Source organism: Burkholderia sp. RF2-non_BP3, from assembly GCF_001522185.1.
Lineage (GTDB): Bacteria > Pseudomonadota > Gammaproteobacteria > Burkholderiales > Burkholderiaceae > Burkholderia > Burkholderia diffusa.
In genome coordinates this window covers 65,716-84,551 of record NZ_LOSU01000057.1, presented here as the reverse complement: position 1 = coordinate 84,551, position 18,836 = coordinate 65,716, and the positions used below count along the sequence as shown (strand labels likewise).

The window sequence follows — 18,836 nt, the reverse complement described above, 5'->3', positions numbered from 1 at the left end:
CTGCCCCGCAAAACGCTTGATTATAGGGCAAACCGGCTGGTGGGGCCGGCGCAGGCGGCGCGCGGCCTGAAGCGTGCGCGCGCCGGCTGGCGCGGCAGGCTTCGGTCGGACAGGGTCAATGTCGCCCGGTGCCGTCGATGAGCGCGTCGACGCCGTAGGCGCGCGCGAGGCTGGCGAGCTTCTGCGGGAGATTGAGGAGGTCGAGGGTCGCGCCGCGCGCTTTGGCGGCACGTTGCCATGCGAGCAGCACGGCGAGCGCGGACGAGTCGAACTGCGTCAGCGCCGCGCAATCGACGGCGGTCGCGCCGGCGCCGATGCGCGCAAGACCGTCCGCGAGCGCGGACTTCGCGCTCGCGACGGTCAGCGAAGAGCCTGCTTCGAAGGCGCTCACGACGCCTGCTTGCCGGCGGCAAGTTGCTGGTTGCGCTGCGTCAGGAACTGGATCAGGCCGTCCACGCCGCTTTGCTGGATCTTCTCGTTGAACTGCTGCTGGTACGTCTGGATCAGCCACGCGCCGAGCACGTTCAGGTCATACACCTTCCAGCCATTCGCCGACTTGTACAGGCGATAGTCGATCTGCACCGGCTGGCCGTTGTTCATCGCGACCGTCTTCACGACCACGTCGGTGTCGGCCGGATCGGCGCGGAACGGCGGGTACTGGATCTGCTGGTCCGGCTTCAGCTGCGCGAGCGCGCCCGAATACGTGCGGATCAGCAGCAGCTTGAACTGCTCCTGAACCTGTTGCTGCTGCTCGGCCGATGCCGTACGCCAGTTGCGACCCATCGCGAGCTGCGTGGTGCGGCGGAAATCGGTGTACGGCAGGATGTCCTTGTTGACGATCGTAATGATGCGGTTGGTGTCGCCCTGCTTGATCGTCTGCTGCTTGACCTCGTCGAGGACCTGCTGCGTCGCCGTCTTGATCAGCGCCTGCGGGTTCGACTGGTCGACTTGCGCGTGGGCTGCGCTGCCGAACGAGAACAGCGCCGCGAAAACGGGGATCAGGAACAGTTTTTTCATCATAGTGACCTGCATGAAGAGTCGATGCGTAGGTTGGAGCCGGTAGCTTACGCGCAAGTTCGCGTGCGCCACCGACTCAATCGTTTCCGGCTGTAACGAATGTAAATGGGTCAGTGCAGCTTGATGCTCGGGAAACGAATCCCGCCCGGAGCGGGCGGCGTCATCTGCATTGCCGGCACGTTCGTCGCGCTGGCCGGGTTCGGTGCTTCGGCACCGCCCGACGCCGGTGCGGCGACGGCCGCGCCCGATGCGCCGGCCGGCGCCGTCGCGCCGCCGACCGCGGCCGCACCCGCCGTTCCCGCCGCGCCGGCTGCCGCCGGTGCCGCGCCGTCGTCCGGCAGGTCGTACTTCGGCAGCGCGTCGTTGCTCGACGCCGTCGAGGCCTCGCCGCGCGCGTTGTCGATCAGCATCTGGCGGCGCTGCAGGTACGCGTTGCGCACGAACGAATACTTGTCGAGCGCCGCGGCATCCAGCACGTCGCCCGCGCCGAGCAGGTTCGCACGCGTGTTGACGAGGTTCACGCCGAACAGGCCCCAGCTCAGGCTGTCCGGCTTCACGTAGGTGAGCGGATTGCCCACGTAGTCGACGCCGAGGCCTGCCGTGTCGCGCAGCGTGCTCGGGCCGAGCAGCGGCAGCACGAGATACGGGCCCGACGGCATGCCGTAGCGGCCCATCGTGATCCCGAAGTCGGCCGTGTGCTTCGGCAGTTTCGCGATCGTCGCGACGTCGAACAGGCCGCCGACGCCGAACACCGTGTTGATCACGACGCGCATGATGTCGCCGACGCCGTCCGCGATTCGCAACTGCACGATGTTGTTCGCGGCGATGTAGACGTCGCCGATGTTCGAGAAGAAGTTCGTCACGCTGTCGCGCACCGGCTGCGGCACCACGTACTGGTAGCCCTTCGCGACCGGTTTCAGCGCGTACGTGTCGACCGTGTCGTTGAACTTGTACATCGACCGGTTGAAGCCTTCGAGCGGATCGCCCTTGGTCGGCGTCTGCACGGTCGCGCAACCGCTCAACGCGGCGACTGCCGCCACCGCGAGCGCGGCGTGCCTGATGCGGATCGTCTGCATGGTCATTACCCTCTTGTCTTTCTCTCGTGTGGTTATTGGGCGGTCGAACCGGACACCGCGGAGGCCGGCACCGCGACCGGCGCGGGTGCGGCCTCCGCGGCCGCGGCCCCCGATGCCGGCTTCGCGCCACCCGCGTCGGCTGCCTTGCTGTACAGGAACTGGCCGATCAGGTTCTCGAGCACGATCGCCGACTGCGTCATCGTGATCGTATCGCCCGCCTTCAGCATTTCGGTGTCGCCGCCCGGATCGAGGCCGATGTACTGCTCGCCGAGCAGGCCCGACGTCAGGATCTTCGCCGACGAATCCTTCGGGAACGGATACTGGCCGTCGATATCGATCGTCACCAGCGCCTGGTAGGTGTTGGTGTCGAAGGCGATCGACTTCACGCGGCCGACCACGACGCCCGAGCTCTTCACGGCGGCGCGCGGCTTCAGCCCGCCGATGTTGTCGAATTTCATCCTCACCGAGTAGGTCGGCTGAAACGACAGCGAGCTCATGTTGCCGACCTTGAGCGCCAGGAACAGCACCGCAAGGAAGCCCACCACCACGAACAGGCCGACCCAGAAGTCGAGAGCAGTCTTTTTCATCGTCATCCCAAAATTTGGCTTGGCTGAGGCTTAGCTGAACATCAGCGCGGTCAGCAGGAAATCGAGGCCGAGTACGGCGAGCGACGCGAACACGACCGTCTTGGTCGTCGCGCGCGACACGCCCTCGGGCGTGGGCTTCGCTTCATACCCCTGAAACAGTGCAATGAAGGTCACGGCGAACCCGAACACGATGCTCTTGATCACGCCGTTGCCGACGTCGGCCCACACCTCGACCCCGCCCTGCATCTGTGACCAGAACGCGCCCGGATCGACGCCGATCAGCACGACCCCGACGAAATAACCGCCGAGCACGCCGACGGCGTTGAAGATCGCGGTGAGCAGCGGCATCGCGATGATGCCGGCCCACAGGCGCGGTGCGATCACCGTCTTGAGCGGATCGACGGCCATCATCTCGAGCGCGGTGAGCTGCTCGCCGGCCTTCATCAGGCCGATCTCGGCCGTGAGCGACGTGCCCGCGCGGCCCGCGAACAGCAGCGCGGTCACGACCGGGCCGAGCTCGCGCACCAGCGACAGCGCGACCAGCAGGCCGAGCGCCTGCTCGGACCCGTAGCGATTCAGCGTGTAATAGCCCTGCAGGCCGAGCACGAAGCCGACGAACAGGCCCGACACGGCAATGATCACGAACGAATAGTTGCCGAGGAAGTGGATCTGCTTCGTGACCAGCCGCGGCCGGCGCAGCAGCGGGAAGAATTCCAGCACGAGGCGCACGAACAGCCGCGTGCCGTAGCCCGCGCGCTCGAGGCCGCCGATGACGTAACGTCCGATCGCGCTGATCATGCGCGCCCTCCGCCGAGCCCGAAATCCGCAGCCAGCGGCGGGCTCGTGTAATGAAATTTGAACGGGCCGTCCGGCGCGCCGTCGATGAACTGGCGCACGCTCGGGTCGGTCGACGCGCGCAGCTCGTCGGGCGTGCCCTGCGCGAGCACGCCGCCATTGGCCAGAAAATACACGTAGTCGGCGATCGCGAACGATTCCGGCACGTCGTGCGTGACGAGGATCGACGTTGCGCCGAGCGCCTCGTTCAGCGTGCGGATCAGGTTCGCCGTGATGCCGAGCGAGATCGGATCGAGGCCCGCGAACGGTTCGTCGTACATGATGAGCTGCGGGTCGAGCGCGATCGCGCGCGCAAGCGCGATGCGGCGCGCCATCCCGCCGGACACCTCGGACGGCATCAGGTCGCGCGCGCCGCGCAGGCCGACCGCATTGAGCTTCATCAGCACCAGGTCGCGGATCAGGTCTTCGGGCAGGTCGGTGTGTTCGCGCAGCGCGAACGCGACGTTCTCGAACACCGACATGTCGGTGAACAGCGCGCCGAACTGGAACAGCATGCCCATCTTGCGGCGCAGCGCGTACAGGCCGTCGCGCGTCTGCGCGCCGACGTCGGCGCCGTCGAACAGCACCTGGCCGCGGCGTGCGCGCACCAGGCCGCCGATCAGGCGCAGCACGGTCGTCTTGCCGCAACCCGACCCGCCCATGACGGCGACGACCTGGCCGCGCCCGAAGCGCATGTTCAGGTTCGACAGGACGAGGCGGTCGCCGTAGCCAAAGTCGACGTCGCGAAGTTCCAGCAGTGTCTCGGTAGGAGTGGGGCTCACGGAGCTGACAGTCCTTTTACGCAGAACGCCGAATTATAGGGCCTGCATTGGAATGATGTCGTGACGCCGTTCCGAGCCCCGCGGTCAATGATTGTCAAATTGTCGGGCAAAACATTGCTGCAACGCAACAATCGCCGCCCGATAATCGTCTGCGCCCGTGACCGCGCTGACCACCGCGACGCTGCCGACGCCCGTCGCCAGCACGTCCGGCAACGCGTCGAGCCCCACGCCGCCGATCGCGACGAGCGGCGCCCGCGCGCCCGCGAAGCGCGCATAGCGGGCAATCCGCGCGAGGCCTTGCGGCGGCGCCGCGACCGCCTTGGTCGCGGTCGCGTACACGGGGCCGAGCGCCAGATAACTCGGGCGCTCGTGCAACGCGCGCAACATCTCGTAATAACCGTGACTCGACAGCCCGAGCCGCAGGTCGGCGCGCGCGATCGCGGCCAGATCGGCCGTTTCCAGGTCCTCCTGACCCAGATGTACGCCGTACGCGCCCTCTTCTATCGCGATCTGCCAGTGATCGTTGATGAACACGCGCGCATCGGGATAACGGCGCCCCGCCGCGACCGCCCGTGCGACTTCCCGGCGCAACGCGTCCGGATCCGCGCCTTTCACGCGCAGTTGCACGGTTCGCACGCCGCACTCGAGCACGCGTTCGACCCATTCGGCGTCGGGGACGACCGGATAAAGGCCAAGTTGCGCGGGGCACGGCGGGAATGCGGGCTCGGGTGCCGAGGCCAGGCCGGCGACGCGCGGGAACCGCGCGGCATCGACCGGCCACGCATCGGCCCCGCGCGCTTCGTCGCCGTCGCGCCACGCGAGCGCGAGCACCAGCGCGTCGATCGGCGCGAAGCCGCAATCGAGGAACGCCGCGAGCGCCGCGATCCAGTCGTCGGCGAGCGGATGCGCGGCTTCCAGCGCGTGGCGCACGCCCGCGGCATGCAGCACCGCGCCGTGTTCGTCGAACTCGATCGCGACCGCGTCCGGCGACGCGGGGCGCGACGCAGCCGACGCGCGCGCCTGCGCGGCACGATCGCCGGCCGACACGATCAGCACGTCGCCGTCGGCCGGCACGTCGGGCGCCGCGACGCACAGCCGCCACGGCGTCGTGCCGGTCGGCCAGTCGCCCAGGCGGGCGCGAATCCGCTCGGCCGCTTCGGCCAGCTCGTCGGCCGGCGGCCAGAATGCATCGGCGAAGCGCACGCTCATGCGCCGCCCCCGTCCTGGTGCCAGAACGGCATCCCGACGACCGGCGTGCTCGCGTGCGCAGTCTCGCGCGCATCCATCGGCCCGGCGAGATAGGCCGCACGGCCGGCCTCGACGCCTTGCGCGAACGCACGCGCCATGATTTCCGGATGCGTGGCCTGCGACACGGCCGTGTTCAGCAGCACGCCGTCGAAGCCCCACTCCATCACCTGGCACGCGTGCGACGGCACGCCGAGCCCGGCGTCGACGATCAGTGGCACGTCCGGCAGCCGCTCGCGCAGCACGCGCAGCCCGTACGGATTCACGACGCCCTTGCCCGTGCCGATCGGCGCGCCCCACGGCATCAGCGCCTCGCAACCGACGTCGAGCAGACGCCGGCCGATCACGAGATCCTCGGTGCAGTACGGCAGCACCTTGAAGCCGTCCTTGACCAGTTGCGCGGCCGCCTCGATCAGCCCGACCGGATCGGGCTGCAGCGTGTAGTCGTCGCCGATCAGCTCGAGCTTGATCCAGTCGGTATCGAAGACCTCGCGCGCCATGTGCGCGGTCGTCACCGCTTCGGCGACGGTCTGGCAGCCCGCCGTGTTCGGCAACAGCGGCACCGCGTGACGCTTGAGCAGATCGAAGAAGCCGGCCTCGGCGGTGCCGCCGGTCATCTGGCGGCGCAGCGCGACCGTCACCATCCCGGGGCGCGACGCGGCAATCGAATCGGACAGCGACTGCAGCGACGGGTAGCGCGACGTGCCGAGCAGCACGCGGCTTGCGAAGGTTTCGCCGTACAGCGTCAGCGCGTCGGCGGAAGTGAGGGACGTCATGTCGTTTTCCTGGAAGAGCGGAGGGCGAACCGGTGGCGCTCAGCCGCCCGCGACGGGGTGCACCACGTCGAGCTTGTCGCCCGTCGCGAGCGCGCGCGCCGCATGCTGCGTGCGCGCGACGAAATTGCCGTTCAGCGCGACCGCGTACGGCGGACGCGCGCCGTACGCGGCGAGCGCGTCGGCCACCGTCGCGCCGTCGGGCAGCGTCAGCGTCTGTTGGTTGATCTGGATATCCATGAGGCTTGATCGAATTCGGTCGGCGGCGCGCGTCAGGCCGGCTGGCGCGCGTCGTCGCGGTGATGAAGGAGCGTCGGCCAGCGCGCGGCATCGCGCCACGCGGCGAACGCGTCGGCATCGGCGAATGCGCCGCCGAGCGCCGCTTGCGCGAACGCGACCGCCGCGTGCGCGACTTCCGGCGCGATCATGAAGCCGTGCCGGTACAGGCCGTTGACGGCCAGCGTCGTCGCGCCGTCCCAGATCACCGCCGGGCGGTGATCGGGCAACGTCGGGCGGCATTGCGCGTTCAGTTCGAGGATGCGCGCCTCGCCGAACGCCGGGTGCACGGAAAACGCCGCGCTCAGCAGTTCGAGCGCCGAGCGCACGCTGACGGGCGACATGTCCTCGCCCTCCACTTCGGTCGCGCCGATCACGTACAGGTCGTCCTGTTTCGGCGCGATGTACAGCGGATAGCGCGGATGCAGCAGCCGCACGGGCCGCGTGAGCCCGATGCCCGGCGCGTGCACGCGCGCGACTTCGCCGCGGATGCCGCGCAGCGCGGGCAGCGCGGATTTCGCGCCGAGCCCGCGGCAATCGATCGTGAAATGCGCGTCGGGCCGGTTCGCGTCGTCGATCGTCGCGTGCCAGTGCAGCTCGACGCCGCGTTGCGCGAGGCCCGCCGCGAGTGCGCGCAGCGCCTGCCGGTTGTCGAGCTGCCCCTCGCGCGGCAGCATCAGGCCGCGCGCGAAGCGCCCCGCGAGCGCGGGCTCGGCCGCGTCGACCTGCGCGCCGGCCAGCGCGACGAAGCCACCGTCGAACAGCTCGGCCGGCGCGTTCGCGCGCACGCGCCGCTCGAACAGCGGCGCCTCGGCGCGATCCGCCTGATGCCAGACGACGAGCGTGCCGTGCTGCTGGAAGAACACAGGTTCGGGCAGTTCCGGGAGCCATTGCGGCCAGCGCGCGAGCGATGCCGCGCCGAGCTCGGTGATCAGCAGTTCGGCGCTCGCCGCCTCGGCGAGCGGCGCGAGCATCGCGGCCGCGATCCACGCGGCCGACTGCTCGCCGTCCGGGCCGCCGCGCTCGTACAGCGCGACGCGATGCCCGTCGCCCGCAAGCCGCCACGCGATCAGACGGCCGACGAGGCCGCCGCCGAGTACCGCGAAATCGGGCCGGGAAACGTGGAGGTTCATCGCGCGCCCTCCTCGCGAACCGCGCGGGCGCGTGCGACGAGCGTCGACGCGCGCGCACCGTCCCGTGCGGACGCACGCGACAGCGGATCGGGAACAGCGCAAAAGACTGAAGATTGAGCGGTCATCATTCCTTCCGTAACGCGCAACGCGCGTACCCAAAAGGACGAAACCGGCAGCAAAGGCCGGCCGGGCGGGACTCGGGCGCTGACCATGTGGGATGGCAGCCAGCGCGGCCCGGCGGGATCAGAAACTTCCCTCGCCGGTATTACCCGGATCGGGTGCGAAGGGTCTTTCTCAGCCTCGCCGCGTCGCCCGGAACTGTCCGTCGGCCGCGCTCGAAGCACCCCTGTTTCGTCGTCGGCCATTAGACCATAAAAGCGGAAAGCGCCGCAAACTGTCCCCCTTGCGGCAAATTCGCCGTCGCGTCGCGCCGCTCTGGCACAATGCCCGCAGGCCGGCCGCGCGAGCGGCCGGTTGCCGCGTCACCGCCGGCCTTAAGTGCCGTTTAAGACGCGCGGGTCACCATCCGGACGCCCGCCGTCAGTCGGCACTCCGTCCCGGCATACCGTATCGCGGCGCGCGTCCGGCTCCGCCCGGCACGCGCCGGCTACTCATCAGGAAGCACATGACCCAATCGATCGATCCCGTCCGCTCCGCCTCCGACGCGCCGCAGGACGAGCGCCCGGTATCCGCGTGGAGCCTCATCAAGCCCTACTGGGTGTCGTCCGAATGGAAAATCGCGTGGGGGCTGCTGGTCACGATCATCGCGATCAATCTCTGCGTGGTCTGGATCAACGTCAAGCTGAACAAGTGGAACGTGGGGTTCTACAACGCGCTGCAGTCGAAGAACGTTCAAGACTTCCCCGGTCTGCTGATGCAGTTCTCGGCATTCGCGTTCGCATTCATCATCCTCGCCGTCTACGGCCGCTATCTGCGCCAGATGCTCGGGTTCCGCTGGCGCCAGTGGCTCACCGACCGCTTCCTCGGCCAATGGCTCGGCGATCGCGCGTTCTATCGGATCGAGCGCGACCGCCTCGCCGACAACCCCGACCAGCGGATCACCGACGATCTCCAGTCGTTCGCGACGGCCACGCTCACGTTGTCGCTCGACCTGCTGTCGACGGTCGTCACGCTCGTGTCGTTCATCACGATCCTGTGGTCGCTCGCGGGCGCGCTGACGATCACGCTCGGCGCGACGCCTGTCGCGATTCCCGGGTACATGGTTTGGGCGGCCGCGCTGTATGCGGTGGTCGGCTCGCTGATCATCCAGAAGGTCGGCCACCCGCTCGTGTCGATCAACTATCAGCAACAGCGCGTCGAGGCGGACTTCCGCTTCGGCTTGATCCGCGTGCGCGAGAACGCCGAGCAGATCGCGTTCTACGACGGCGAGAAAACCGAGATCGGCACCGCGCAGACGCTGTTCACGCGCATTCGCGACAACTGGTGGCGCGTGATGAAGTACACGAAGCGCCTCACGTTCGTCACGGCCTTCTACAGTCAGATCGCGATCATCTTTCCGCTCGTCGTCGCGGCGCCGCGCTATTTCGCGGGCGCATTCTCGTTCGGCGTGCTGATGCAGATTGCGTCCGCGTTCGGCACCGTCAGCGATTCGTTCTCGTGGTTCATCAACAGTTACTCGACCCTCGTCGAATGGCGCGCGACCGTCAACCGTCTGCGTGAATTCAAGCGCGTGATGGGCACGTCACACCTGAAGGAAAGCCTGTCGCCCGCGACCGAGCACGGCGGCATCAACCTGCACTACGTCGATGCCGCGAAGCTGTCGACTTCGTCGCTGAAGCTCGCGCTGCCGAACGGCAACGCGCTCGCGAACATCGGCAACGTGACGATCGAGCCCGGCTCGCGCTGGCTCGTGGTCGGCAAGTCGGGTTCCGGCAAGAGCACGTTCATGCGCGCGCTCGCGGGCCTGTGGCCGTTCGGCGACGGGGCGATCGACGCGCCGGTCGGCGCGCGGATGATGTTCGTGCCGCAAACCAGCTATTTGCCGATCGGCACGCTGAAGGCCGCGCTCACCTATCCGGCCGCGCCCGACGCGTTCACCGACGACGCGTGCCGCGACGCGCTGCGCGCGTGCCGGCTGGAAGACTACGTCGGCCGCCTCGACGAAACCGGCCACTGGACGCGCGTGCTGTCGCCGGGCGAACAGCAGCGTCTGGCCGGCGCGCGCGTGCTGCTGCACAAGCCCGACTTCCTGTTCCTCGACGAAGCGACGAGCGCGCTCGACGCCGACAACGAAGCGCGGCTCTATCACCTGCTCGCCGAACGGCTGCCGAAAGCCGCGATTGTCAGCATCGCGCATCGCGAATCGCTGGCCGCGTTCCACGTCGGCACGATCAACGTCGAACGCGTGAACGACAGCGACAAGGTCGCCGCGTAACCGAAACAAAAAGGCCGGCGCATACCGCGCCGGCCTTGTTCTCTTCCTCGTCCCGCCCGCCTTCCCGCTACGCCCGCCCGACGGGCACCGACACGATCGGCACATGCGACACGCCGTCGTGCGACAGCCGGCTTTCAAATAACGTCAGCGCGACGAAACGCAGCGCGACCGGCCGCCCGGTCGCACCGCCGTGCGCGGGCTGCCCGTCCGCGTCGCGCGGCAGCCGCGCGAGCGTGACGTGCGGCCTGAACGGCCGGCGGTCGGCCGGCACGCCCAGTTCGAGCAGCAGCGCGGACAAGTCGGCATTCAGCGCCGCACAGGCGGGATCGGGCGCGAGTTCCGCGACGATCAGTCTCGCGCGCGGCAGGCTCGGCCACCACGCAATCCGCTCGACCGGCTGCAACGGCAGCGCATGCGCGGCCGCGAGCGCCGGCAGGCGTGCGGCCAGCGCGTCGCAACGCGCGCGTTCGATCGCGCCGATGAACGCGAGCGTCACGTGCAGTTGCGCGGGCAGCGTGCGCCGCGCGCCTCGGGTGACCGGCAGCGCGTGCAGAGCGTCGCGCGATGCCGCATCGGGCATCAGCGCGACGAACGCACGGAGCCGGTCGCCGTTCATGACTCGCGCACCGCCACGCGCGCCTCGGCCACCGCATCGGCCGACACCGGACGCTGCGGCAGCGGGCCGTGCTCGCCCCACACGTCGGCCGGCAGCACGCGCGCGAGCTCGGGAATCGTGTTGCGCGTGAACACCGGATCGGCAATACCCTCCGCGCGCTGGCGGCGATAGTCGCGCCACGCGGCATGCGCATACTTGCCGAGCGCGAGGATCGCGACCAGGTTGATGATCGCCATCAGCCCCATGCTCGTATCGGCCATTGCCCATACGAGCGGCAGTTGCCCGACGCTGCCGAACATCACCATGCCGAGCACCGCGATGCGGAACAGCGGCAGCACGCCGCGCCGCTTCGTGATGAAGTCGACGTTGCCTTCCGCGTAGGCGTAATTGCCGATCACCGACGAGTACGCGAAGAAGAAGATCGCAACGGCCATGTAAATGCCGCCCCAGTCGCCGACGTGGCTCGCGATCGCGCGCTGCGTGAGCGCCGCGCCCTCCATGCCGGCGCCGAGTTCGTACTGGCCCGACAGCAGGATCACGAACGCGGTCGCGCTGCAGATCACGATCGTGTCGACGAACACGCCGAGCATCTGGATCAGCCCCTGCACGACCGGATGCCGCACGCTCGCGGTCGCGGCCGCATTCGGCGCGCTGCCCATGCCGGCCTCGTTCGAGAACAACCCGCGCTTCACGCCCATCGCGACCGCCTGGCTGACCGCGTAGCCGGTCAGGCCGCCCGCCGCCTGCTCGAGCCCGAACGCGCTCTTCACGATCAGCGCGATCACGCCCGGCACCAGCGCGACGTGCGTCGCGACCGCGTAGACGGCCAGCGCGAGGTAGCCGATCGCCATCACCGGCACGATCACCTGCGCAACCGACGCGATGCGGCGAATCCCGCCGAAGATGAGCGGCGCGGTGAGCAGCACGAGGCCGAGGCCGACCGTCTCGCGGCTCCAGCCGAACGACGTATGGAACGCATCGGCGATCGCGTTGGCCTGCACCGCGTTGAACACGAAGCCGAACGCGAGGATCAGCGACAGCGAGAACAGCACGCCGAAGCCGCGCGAGCGCAGGCCCGTCTGGATGTAGTACGCGGGGCCGCCGCGATAGCTGCCGTCCGGATGCGACACCTTGAAGATCTGCGCGAGCGTCGCTTCGACGAACGCCGACGACATCCCGACGAGCGCCGTCATCCACATCCAGAAGATCGCGCCCGGCCCGCCGACCGTCAGCGCGACCGCGACGCCGGCGATGTTGCCGGTGCCCACGCGGCTCGCGAGCCCGGTCGCGAACGCCTGGAACGACGAGATGCTGCCCGGCTCGCCCTTGCTGCCGACCAGCTTGATGCTGAGGAGCAGCGCCTTCAGCTGGATCATCCGGAACCGCAACGTGAACCACGCGCCGGCGCCGAGCAGCAGCGCGATCAGCACGTAATTCCACAGCACGCCGTTGACGGCGTCGATCAGCCCATGCACGAATGCTTCCATTCAGAGTCCTTGTAAATGGGGTCAGTCAAATGCGGCGGCCGCGCGAACGCGGCCGGTCGGGCGACATGATATGACAATTTCCAAGGATTATTACAAAACGAAAGGTTTCCGGATCGCGGAACATCGATGCCTGATGTGATCAGGTTAGGCGACGCTTCGGAAAGATGCGGGGCGCGTGGCGAGGCGACAGCGGACGACGGCTGCGTGCCTGCGGACGATTGAATATCGGCAGAACGCCGCACCATAAAAAAACCGGGCGCCCTTTCGGACGCCCGGTTTTCCTCGAAACCCGCTCGCGCGCTTCAGCTCAGCGCGGCAGTTCCGAATGCCCCATCAGGTACGCGTCGACCGAGCGCGCGCACTGGCGGCCTTCGCGAATCGCCCAGACGACGAGCGACTGACCGCGACGCATGTCGCCTGCCGCGAACACCTTGTCGACCGACGTGTAGTACGAGCGATCGCCTTCGGTCGCCGCGCGCGCGTTGCCGCGTGCGTCCTTCGCGACGCCGAACGCCTCGAGCACGGTGGCTGCCGGCTGCGTGAAGCCCATCGCGAGCAGCACCAGGTCGGCCTTCATCTCGAACTCGGAGCCCGGCACTTCCTGCATCTTGCCGTCCTTCCACTCGACGCGCACCGCGATCAGCTTCTCGACCTTGCCGTTCTTGCCTTCGAGACGCTTCGTCGCGACCGCCCAGTCACGCTCGCAGCCTTCCTCGTGCGACGACGACGTGCGCAGCTTGATCGGCCAGTACGGCCACACGAGCGGCTTGTTTTCCTCTTCCGGCGGCTGCGGCAGCAGTTCGAACTGCGTGACCTGCTTCGCGCCGTGACGGTTCGACGTGCCGACGCAGTCCGAACCCGTATCGCCGCCGCCGATCACGATCACGTGCTTGCCCTTCGCGAGCAGCTGGTCGACGAGCTTGTCGCCCGCATTCACGCGGTTCTGCTGCGGCAGGAAGTCCATCGCGAAATGCACGCCGGCGAGCTCCCGGCCCGGCACCGGCAAATCGCGCGGCGTTTCCGAGCCGCCCGCGATCACGACCGCGTCGAATTCTTCCTTCAGCGTCTCCGGCGAAATGGTTTCCTTCGCCATGTTGCCGATCGAGTCCGGCAGCGCGTCCTTGCCGATGAACACGCTGGTGCGAAACGTCACGCCTTCCGCTTCCATCTGGCGCATGCGGCGATCGATCAGCCACTTCTCGAGCTTGAAGTCGGGGATCCCGTAACGCAGCAGGCCGCCGATGCGGTCGTTCTTCTCGAACACCGTCACGTCGTGGCCGGCGCGCGCGAGCTGCTGCGCGGCCGCGAGACCCGCGGGGCCGGAACCGACGACCGCGACCTTCTTGCCCGTCTTGTGCTCGGCCGGCAGCGGCTTCACCCAGCCTTCCGCCCAGGCCTTGTCGATGATCGCGTGCTCGATCGACTTGATGCCGACCGGATCGTCGTTGATCCCGAGCGTGCAGGCTGCCTCGCACGGCGCCGGGCAGATGCGGCCCGTGAACTCGGGGAAGTTGTTGGTCGAATGCAGGACTTCGATCGCCTGCTGCCAGTCCTGGCGGTAAACGAGATCGTTGAAGTCCGGGATGATGTTGTTGACCGGGCAGCCGTTGTTGCAGAACGGGATGCCGCAGTCCATGCAGCGCGCGCCCTGAACCTTCGCGTCCGCGTCGGTCAGTGCCGCGACGAATTCCTTGTAGTGCTTCACGCGCGTGAGCGGTGCTTCGTACGCCTCGTGGCGGCGTTCGAACTCCAGAAAACCGGTTGCCTTGCCCATAAGGTGCTCTTCTGTTCGGTGTATCGGGTGGGGGAGCCGCGCGCGGCAATCATGCGCGCGCGGCATTCGCTATGTCGTTCGTCGCTCAGGCGGCCAGCACTTCCTTCGCCGCCTTCTTCGCACCGATCTCGCCCAGCGCGCGCTTGTATTCGTGCGGGAACACCTTCACGAACTGGCGGCGCGCCGCGTCCCAGTTTTCCAGCAGCGACTTCGCGCGCGGCGAACCCGTGAACTGGAAATGACGCTCGACGAGCCCCTTGAGCAACGCTTCGTCCGTCGTGCCCTCATGCCAGAGCGCACGGTCGACCGTGCGCTCCTGCTCGGCCTGCTGCAGCACCGGCTCGAGCGCGACCATCGACTTGTTGCACTTCGCCGCGAACGTGCCTTCCGGATCGTAGATGTACGCGAGACCGCCCGACATGCCGGCCGCGAAGTTGCGCCCGGTTTCGCCGAGCACGACGACCGTGCCGCCCGTCATGTATTCGCAACCGTGGTCGCCCGTGCCTTCGACGACCGCCGTCGCGCCCGAGTTACGCACGCAGAAGCGCTCGCCCGCGACGCCGCGGAAGAACGATTCGCCTTCGATCGCGCCATACATCACCGTGTTGCCGCAGATGATGTTTTCCTCGGACTTGCCGCGGAAGTCGTTGGTCGGACGGATGATGATCCGGCCGCCCGACAGGCCCTTGCCGACGTAGTCGTTGCCGTCGCCGACGAGGTCGAGCGTCACGCCCTTCGCGAGGAACGCGCCGAAACTCTGGCCGGCCGTGCCCTTCAGCTGGATGTGCACCGCGTCGTCGGCCAGGCCGTCGTGGCCGTGCTTCTTCGCGATCACGCCCGACAGCATCGCGCCGACCGTGCGGTTCACGTTGCGCACCGGCTGGATGAACGACACGTGCTCGCCGTTCTCGATCGCGGCCTTCGCCTTCTCGATCAGCACGTGGTCGAGCGCGCGCTCGAGGCCGTGATCCTGCACGTCGACGTGACGCGGCGCGACGTCCTCGCATTCTTCCGGCTGGTAGAACACGCGCGAGAAGTCGAGGCCCTTCGCCTTCCAGTGCTCGATGCCCTTGCGGGTGTCGAGCAGGTCGGCGCGGCCGATCAGGTCGTCGAACTTCGCGATGCCGAGCTGCGCCATGATCTCGCGCACTTCCTCGGCGACGAAGAAGAAGTAGTTCACGACGTGCTCGGGCTGGCCCTTGAACTTCGCACGCAGCACCGGATCCTGCGTCGCGACGCCGACCGGGCACGTGTTCAGGTGGCACTTGCGCATCATGATGCAGCCCTCGACGACGAGCGGCGCCGTCGCGAAGCCGAATTCGTCCGCGCCGAGCAGCGCGCCGATCACGACGTCGCGGCCCGTCTTCATCTGGCCGTCGGCCTGCACGCGGATGCGGCCGCGCAGGCGGTTCAGCACCAGCGTCTGCTGCGTTTCGGCGAGGCCGAGTTCCCACGGCGTGCCCGCATGCTTGACCGACGACAGCGGCGATGCGCCCGTGCCGCCGTCATGGCCGGCGATCACGACGTGGTCGGCCTTCGCCTTCGCGACACCCGCCGCGACCGTGCCGACGCCGACTTCCGACACCAGCTTCACCGAGATGCTCGAGCTCGGGTTCACGTTCTTCAGGTCGTGGATCAGCTGTGCCAGATCCTCGATCGAGTAGATGTCGTGGTGCGGCGGCGGCGAGATCAGGCCGACGCCCGGCACCGAGTAACGCAGCTTGCCGATGTATTCCGACACCTTGTGGCCCGGCAGCTGGCCGCCTTCGCCCGGCTTCGCGCCCTGCGCCATCTTGATCTGGATCTGGTCGGCCGATGCCAGGTACTCGGCGGTGACGCCGAAGCGGCCCGACGCGACCTGCTTGATCTTCGAGCGCAGCGAATCGCCGTCCTTCAGCGGAATGTCGCTGACGATCTCGTCGCCGATCACCGACTTCAGCGTCTCGCCCGACTTGATCGGAATGCCGCGCAGTTCGTTGCGGTAGCGCTTCTCGTCCTCGCCGCCTTCGCCGGTGTTCGACTTGCCGCCGATCCGGTTCATCGCGATCGCGAGCGTCGCGTGCGCTTCGGTGCTGATCGAACCGAGCGACATCGCGCCCGTCGCAAAGCGCTTGACGATCTCCTTGGCCGGCTCGACGTCGTCGATCGGGATCGCCTTGGTCGGCTCGACCTTGAACTCGAACAGGCCGCGGAACGTCATGTGACGCTTGGTCTGGTCGTTGATCAGGTGCGCGTATTCCTTGTACGTCTGGTACGAGTTGCTGCGCGTCGCGTGCTGGAGCTTCGCGATCGAATCCGGCGTCCACATGTGATCTTCGCCGCGCACGCGGTACGCGTACTCGCCGCCCGCGTCGAGCATGTCGCGCAGGACCGGGTTGTCGCCGAACGCATCGCGGTGCAGGCGGATCGCCTCTTCCGCGACTTCGAACAGGCCGATGCCGCCGACCTTCGATGCCGTGCCCTTGAAGTACTTCTCGACGAGGTCGCTCGACAGGCCGAGCGCTTCGAAGATCTGCGCGCCCGTGTACGACATGTACGTCGAGATGCCCATCTTCGACATCACCTTCTGCAGGCCCTTGCCGACCGCCTTCGTGAAGTTGTAGACGGCCTTCTCCGGCGACAGGTCGCCCGGCAGGCCTTCCGCCATCTTCGCGAGCGTTTCCATCGCGAGGTACGGGTGCACGGCTTCCGCGCCATAGCCCGCGAGCAGCGCGAAGTGGTGCGTCTCACGCGCCGAGCCCGTCTCGACGACGAGGCCCGTGCTCGTGCGCAGCCCTTGCTGGACGAGGTGCGTGTGGATCGCCGACGTGGCGAGCAGCGCCGGGATCGCGACGTGCTCGGCGTCCGTCTTGCGGTCCGACACGATCAGCATGTTGTAGCCCGACTTGACCGCGTCGACGGCTTCCGCGCACAGCGACGCGAGGCGTGCCTCGATGCCTTCCTTGCCCCATGCGACCGGATAGCAGATGTTCAGTTCGTATGCGCTGAACTTGCCGCCCGTGTACTGGTCGATCGCGCGGATCTTCGCGATGTCCTTGAAGTCGAGCACCGGCTGCGACACTTCGAGACGCATCGGCGGGTTGATGTTGTTCGTGTCGAGCAGGTTCGGCTTCGGGCCGATGAACGACACGAGCGACATGACCATGTTCTCGCGGATCGGGTCGATCGGCGGGTTCGTGACCTGCGCGAACAGCTGCTTGAAGTAGTGATAGAGCGTCTTGTTCTTGTTCGACATCACCGCGAGCGGCGAGTCGTTGCCCATCGAGCCGACGGCTTCCTCGCCCTGCTGCGCCATCGGCGCCATCAGGAACTTCAGGTCTTCCTGCGTGTAGCCGAACGCCTGCTGGCGATCGAGCAGCGCCGCGCCCTGCGTGCGACCGGCCGCGACGTCCTCGGCCTTCGGCTCGATCTCGTCGAGCTTGATGCGCACGGCGTCGATCCAGCTCTTGTACGGCTTCGCGTTCGCGAGGTTGTCCTTGAGTTCCTTGTCGTCGATGATGCGGCCGTGTTCCATGTCGATCAGGAACATCTTGCCCGGCTGCAGGCGCCACTTCTTGACGATCTTCGATTCGGGGATCGGCAGCGTGCCGGCTTCCGACGCCATGATCACGAGGTCGTCGTCGGTCACGATGTAGCGCGCCGGGCGCAGGCCGTTGCGGTCGAGCGTCGCGCCGATCTGGCGGCCGTCCGTGAACGCGATCGCGGCGGGGCCGTCCCACGGCTCCATCATCGCGGCGTGGTATTCGTAGAACGCGCGGCGGTTCTCATCCATCAGCGTGTGCTGTTCCCAGGCTTCCGGGATCATCATCATCACCGCGTGCACGAGCGGGTAGCCGGCCATCACCAGCAGTTCGAGACAGTTGTCGAACGACGCGGTGTCCGACTGGCCCGGGTAGATCAGCGGCCACAGCTTCGGCAGGTCGTCGGCGAGCACGTGCGACGCGATCGCGCCGGTACGCGCGTTCAGCCAGTTCACGTTGCCCTTCACGGTGTTGATCTCGCCGTTGTGCGCGATCATCCGGTACGGGTGAGCCAGCTCCCATGCCGGGAACGTGTTGGTCGAGAAGCGCTGGTGCACGAGCGCGAGCGCCGACACGACGCGCCCGTCCTGCAGGTCGCGGTAGTACACGCCGACCTGGCCCGCCAGCAGCAGCCCCTTGTAGACGATCGTGCGCGCCGACATCGACGGCACGAAGTATTCCTTGCCGTGCTTGAGCTTCAGCGCCTGGATGCGGTGGCTCGCGGTCTTGCGGATCACGTACAGCTTCCGCTCGAGCGCGTCCGTCACCATGATGTCCTTGCCGCGCCCGATGAAGATCTGGCGGATCAGCGGCTCGCTCGCCTTCACGGTCGGCGAGATCGGCATCGCATGGTCGACCGGCACGTCGCGCCAGCCGAGCACGACCTGACCTTCTGCCCGCACCGTCCGCTCGAGCTCCTGCTCGCACGCGAGACGCGACGCGTTTTCCTTCGGCAGGAAGATCATCCCGACCCCGTATTCGCCGGCCGGCGGCAGCGTCACGCCCTGCTTCGACATTTCCTCGCGATAGAACGCGTCCGGAATCTGGATCAGGATGCCGGCGCCGTCGCCCATCAGCGGATCGGCACCGACCGCGCCGCGGTGATCGAGGTTCTCCAGGATCTTCAGACCCTGCTGAATGATCTCGTGGCTCTTCTTGCCCTTGATGTGAGCGACGAAGCCGACGCCGCAGGCGTCGTGTTCGTTTTGCGGGTCGTACAGACCTTGTGCGGCGGGCACCGCGGCGAGCGGCTGCTGGTGGTCGTTCATGGGGACACCGTCGTAAAGGGGCCGCGAGGGCCGTTGAACCATTTTTTGTTGC

At 67.6% G+C, this 18,836-nt stretch carries 15 protein-coding genes and 1 riboswitch; of the genes, 1 reads left to right on the top strand and 14 read right to left on the bottom strand.

What is annotated here, in order from left to right; genetic code table 11:
* Positions 1–115 precede the first annotated feature (115 nt).
* The 10 genes from WS45_RS27155 to WS45_RS27110 form a co-directional block, all read right to left on the bottom strand.
* Positions 116–391 carry an STAS domain-containing protein gene (locus tag WS45_RS27155; RefSeq protein ID WP_059535629.1) on the bottom strand — a complete coding sequence of 92 codons (276 nt, stop codon included), beginning with the start codon at positions 389–391 and terminating at the stop codon, positions 116–118.
* Entirely contained in the window at positions 388–1,017 is a 630-nt protein-coding gene (locus tag WS45_RS27150) for an MlaC/ttg2D family ABC transporter substrate-binding protein (protein WP_059535680.1), read from the bottom strand. Before WS45_RS27150 ends, WS45_RS27155 begins: the two co-directional genes overlap by 4 nt.
* Positions 1,018–1,127: 110 nt before the next feature.
* A complete protein-coding gene (locus WS45_RS27145; RefSeq protein WP_059535678.1) occupies positions 1,128–2,093 on the bottom strand; it encodes an MlaA family lipoprotein in 966 nt (321 codons plus the stop codon).
* Positions 2,094–2,125: 32 nt separating this feature from the next.
* Complete coding sequence (gene mlaD, locus WS45_RS27140; RefSeq protein ID WP_059702570.1) at positions 2,126–2,686, bottom strand: outer membrane lipid asymmetry maintenance protein MlaD; 561 nt, start codon at positions 2,684–2,686, stop codon at positions 2,126–2,128.
* Positions 2,687–2,710: 24 nt separating this feature from the next.
* Positions 2,711–3,478, bottom strand: coding sequence for a lipid asymmetry maintenance ABC transporter permease subunit MlaE (gene mlaE, locus WS45_RS27135; protein ID WP_059535625.1), 768 nt, complete (start codon positions 3,476–3,478; stop codon positions 2,711–2,713).
* Complete coding sequence (locus WS45_RS27130) at positions 3,475–4,296, bottom strand: ABC transporter ATP-binding protein (protein ID WP_059535623.1); 822 nt, start codon at positions 4,294–4,296, stop codon at positions 3,475–3,477. The genes mlaE and WS45_RS27130 overlap by 4 nt, the downstream gene beginning before the upstream one ends.
* 84 nt (positions 4,297–4,380) lie before the next feature.
* Positions 4,381–5,505 (bottom strand): thiamine phosphate synthase, encoded by a 1,125-nt coding sequence (thiE, locus tag WS45_RS32750; protein WP_063896562.1) that lies wholly within the window; start codon positions 5,503–5,505, stop codon positions 4,381–4,383.
* The gene (locus tag WS45_RS27120; RefSeq protein WP_039322226.1) at positions 5,502–6,317 is read right to left on the bottom strand and encodes a thiazole synthase; all 816 of its coding nucleotides are present in this window, start codon (positions 6,315–6,317) and stop codon (positions 5,502–5,504) included. Before WS45_RS27120 ends, thiE begins: the two co-directional genes overlap by 4 nt.
* Before the next feature lie 39 nt (positions 6,318–6,356).
* On the bottom strand, positions 6,357–6,554 hold the full coding sequence (gene thiS / locus WS45_RS27115) for a sulfur carrier protein ThiS (RefSeq protein ID WP_014898319.1): 198 nt from the start codon (positions 6,552–6,554) through the stop codon (positions 6,357–6,359).
* A 32-nt stretch (positions 6,555–6,586) separates the two neighbouring features.
* Positions 6,587–7,723, bottom strand: coding sequence for an FAD-dependent oxidoreductase (locus WS45_RS27110; RefSeq protein WP_059702568.1), 1,137 nt, complete (start codon positions 7,721–7,723; stop codon positions 6,587–6,589).
* A gap of 234 nt (positions 7,724–7,957) precedes the next feature.
* Positions 7,958–8,081: riboswitch (TPP riboswitch) on the bottom strand.
* Between the two features lie 267 nt (positions 8,082–8,348).
* Between WS45_RS27110 and WS45_RS27105 the strand changes: the two genes are divergently transcribed.
* Positions 8,349–10,118 (top strand): ABC transporter ATP-binding protein/permease, encoded by a 1,770-nt coding sequence (locus tag WS45_RS27105; protein ID WP_059535620.1) that lies wholly within the window; start codon positions 8,349–8,351, stop codon positions 10,116–10,118.
* 67 nt (positions 10,119–10,185) lie between these two features.
* Here WS45_RS27105 and thpR read toward each other — a convergent pair whose 3' ends face one another.
* The 4 genes from thpR to WS45_RS27085 all read right to left on the bottom strand — a co-directional run bounded on the left by thpR (position 10,186) and on the right by WS45_RS27085 (position 18,784).
* Positions 10,186–10,734: an RNA 2',3'-cyclic phosphodiesterase gene (thpR, locus tag WS45_RS27100; protein WP_059702566.1), complete on the bottom strand. Its 549-nt coding sequence runs from the start codon at positions 10,732–10,734 to the stop codon at positions 10,186–10,188.
* Positions 10,731–12,221 (bottom strand): alanine/glycine:cation symporter family protein, encoded by a 1,491-nt coding sequence (locus WS45_RS27095; RefSeq protein ID WP_059702564.1) that lies wholly within the window; start codon positions 12,219–12,221, stop codon positions 10,731–10,733. The genes thpR and WS45_RS27095 overlap by 4 nt, the downstream gene beginning before the upstream one ends.
* Before the next feature lie 307 nt (positions 12,222–12,528).
* On the bottom strand, positions 12,529–13,995 hold the full coding sequence (locus WS45_RS27090) for a glutamate synthase subunit beta (protein WP_059535614.1): 1,467 nt from the start codon (positions 13,993–13,995) through the stop codon (positions 12,529–12,531).
* 85 nt (positions 13,996–14,080) lie between these two features.
* Positions 14,081–18,784 carry a glutamate synthase-related protein gene (locus WS45_RS27085; protein ID WP_059702561.1) on the bottom strand — a complete coding sequence of 1,568 codons (4,704 nt, stop codon included), beginning with the start codon at positions 18,782–18,784 and terminating at the stop codon, positions 14,081–14,083.
* Positions 18,785–18,836: the final 52 nt, after the last annotated feature.

Excerpts from the sequence above, each read along its gene's own strand:
- WS45_RS27105 (WP_059535620.1), top strand. The coding sequence starts at position 8,349 with ATGACCCAATCGATCGATCCCGTCCGCTCCGCCTCCGACGCGCCGCAG.
- WS45_RS27095 (WP_059702564.1), bottom strand. The coding sequence starts at position 12,221 with ATGGAAGCATTCGTGCATGGGCTGATCGACGCCGTCAACGGCGTGCTG.
- WS45_RS27110 (WP_059702568.1), bottom strand. The coding sequence starts at position 7,723 with ATGAACCTCCACGTTTCCCGGCCCGATTTCGCGGTACTCGGCGGCGGC.
- thpR (WP_059702566.1), bottom strand. The coding sequence starts at position 10,734 with ATGAACGGCGACCGGCTCCGTGCGTTCGTCGCGCTGATGCCCGATGCG.
- WS45_RS27120 (WP_039322226.1), bottom strand. The coding sequence starts at position 6,317 with ATGACGTCCCTCACTTCCGCCGACGCGCTGACGCTGTACGGCGAAACC.
- WS45_RS27145 (WP_059535678.1), bottom strand. The coding sequence starts at position 2,093 with ATGCAGACGATCCGCATCAGGCACGCCGCGCTCGCGGTGGCGGCAGTC.
- WS45_RS27150 (WP_059535680.1), bottom strand. The coding sequence starts at position 1,017 with ATGAAAAAACTGTTCCTGATCCCCGTTTTCGCGGCGCTGTTCTCGTTC.
- thiE (WP_063896562.1), bottom strand. The coding sequence starts at position 5,505 with ATGAGCGTGCGCTTCGCCGATGCATTCTGGCCGCCGGCCGACGAGCTG.
- mlaE (WP_059535625.1), bottom strand. The coding sequence starts at position 3,478 with ATGATCAGCGCGATCGGACGTTACGTCATCGGCGGCCTCGAGCGCGCG.
- mlaD (WP_059702570.1), bottom strand. The coding sequence starts at position 2,686 with ATGACGATGAAAAAGACTGCTCTCGACTTCTGGGTCGGCCTGTTCGTG.
- thiS (WP_014898319.1), bottom strand. The coding sequence starts at position 6,554 with ATGGATATCCAGATCAACCAACAGACGCTGACGCTGCCCGACGGCGCG.
- WS45_RS27085 (WP_059702561.1), bottom strand. The coding sequence starts at position 18,784 with ATGAACGACCACCAGCAGCCGCTCGCCGCGGTGCCCGCCGCACAAGGT.
- WS45_RS27090 (WP_059535614.1), bottom strand. The coding sequence starts at position 13,995 with ATGGGCAAGGCAACCGGTTTTCTGGAGTTCGAACGCCGCCACGAGGCG.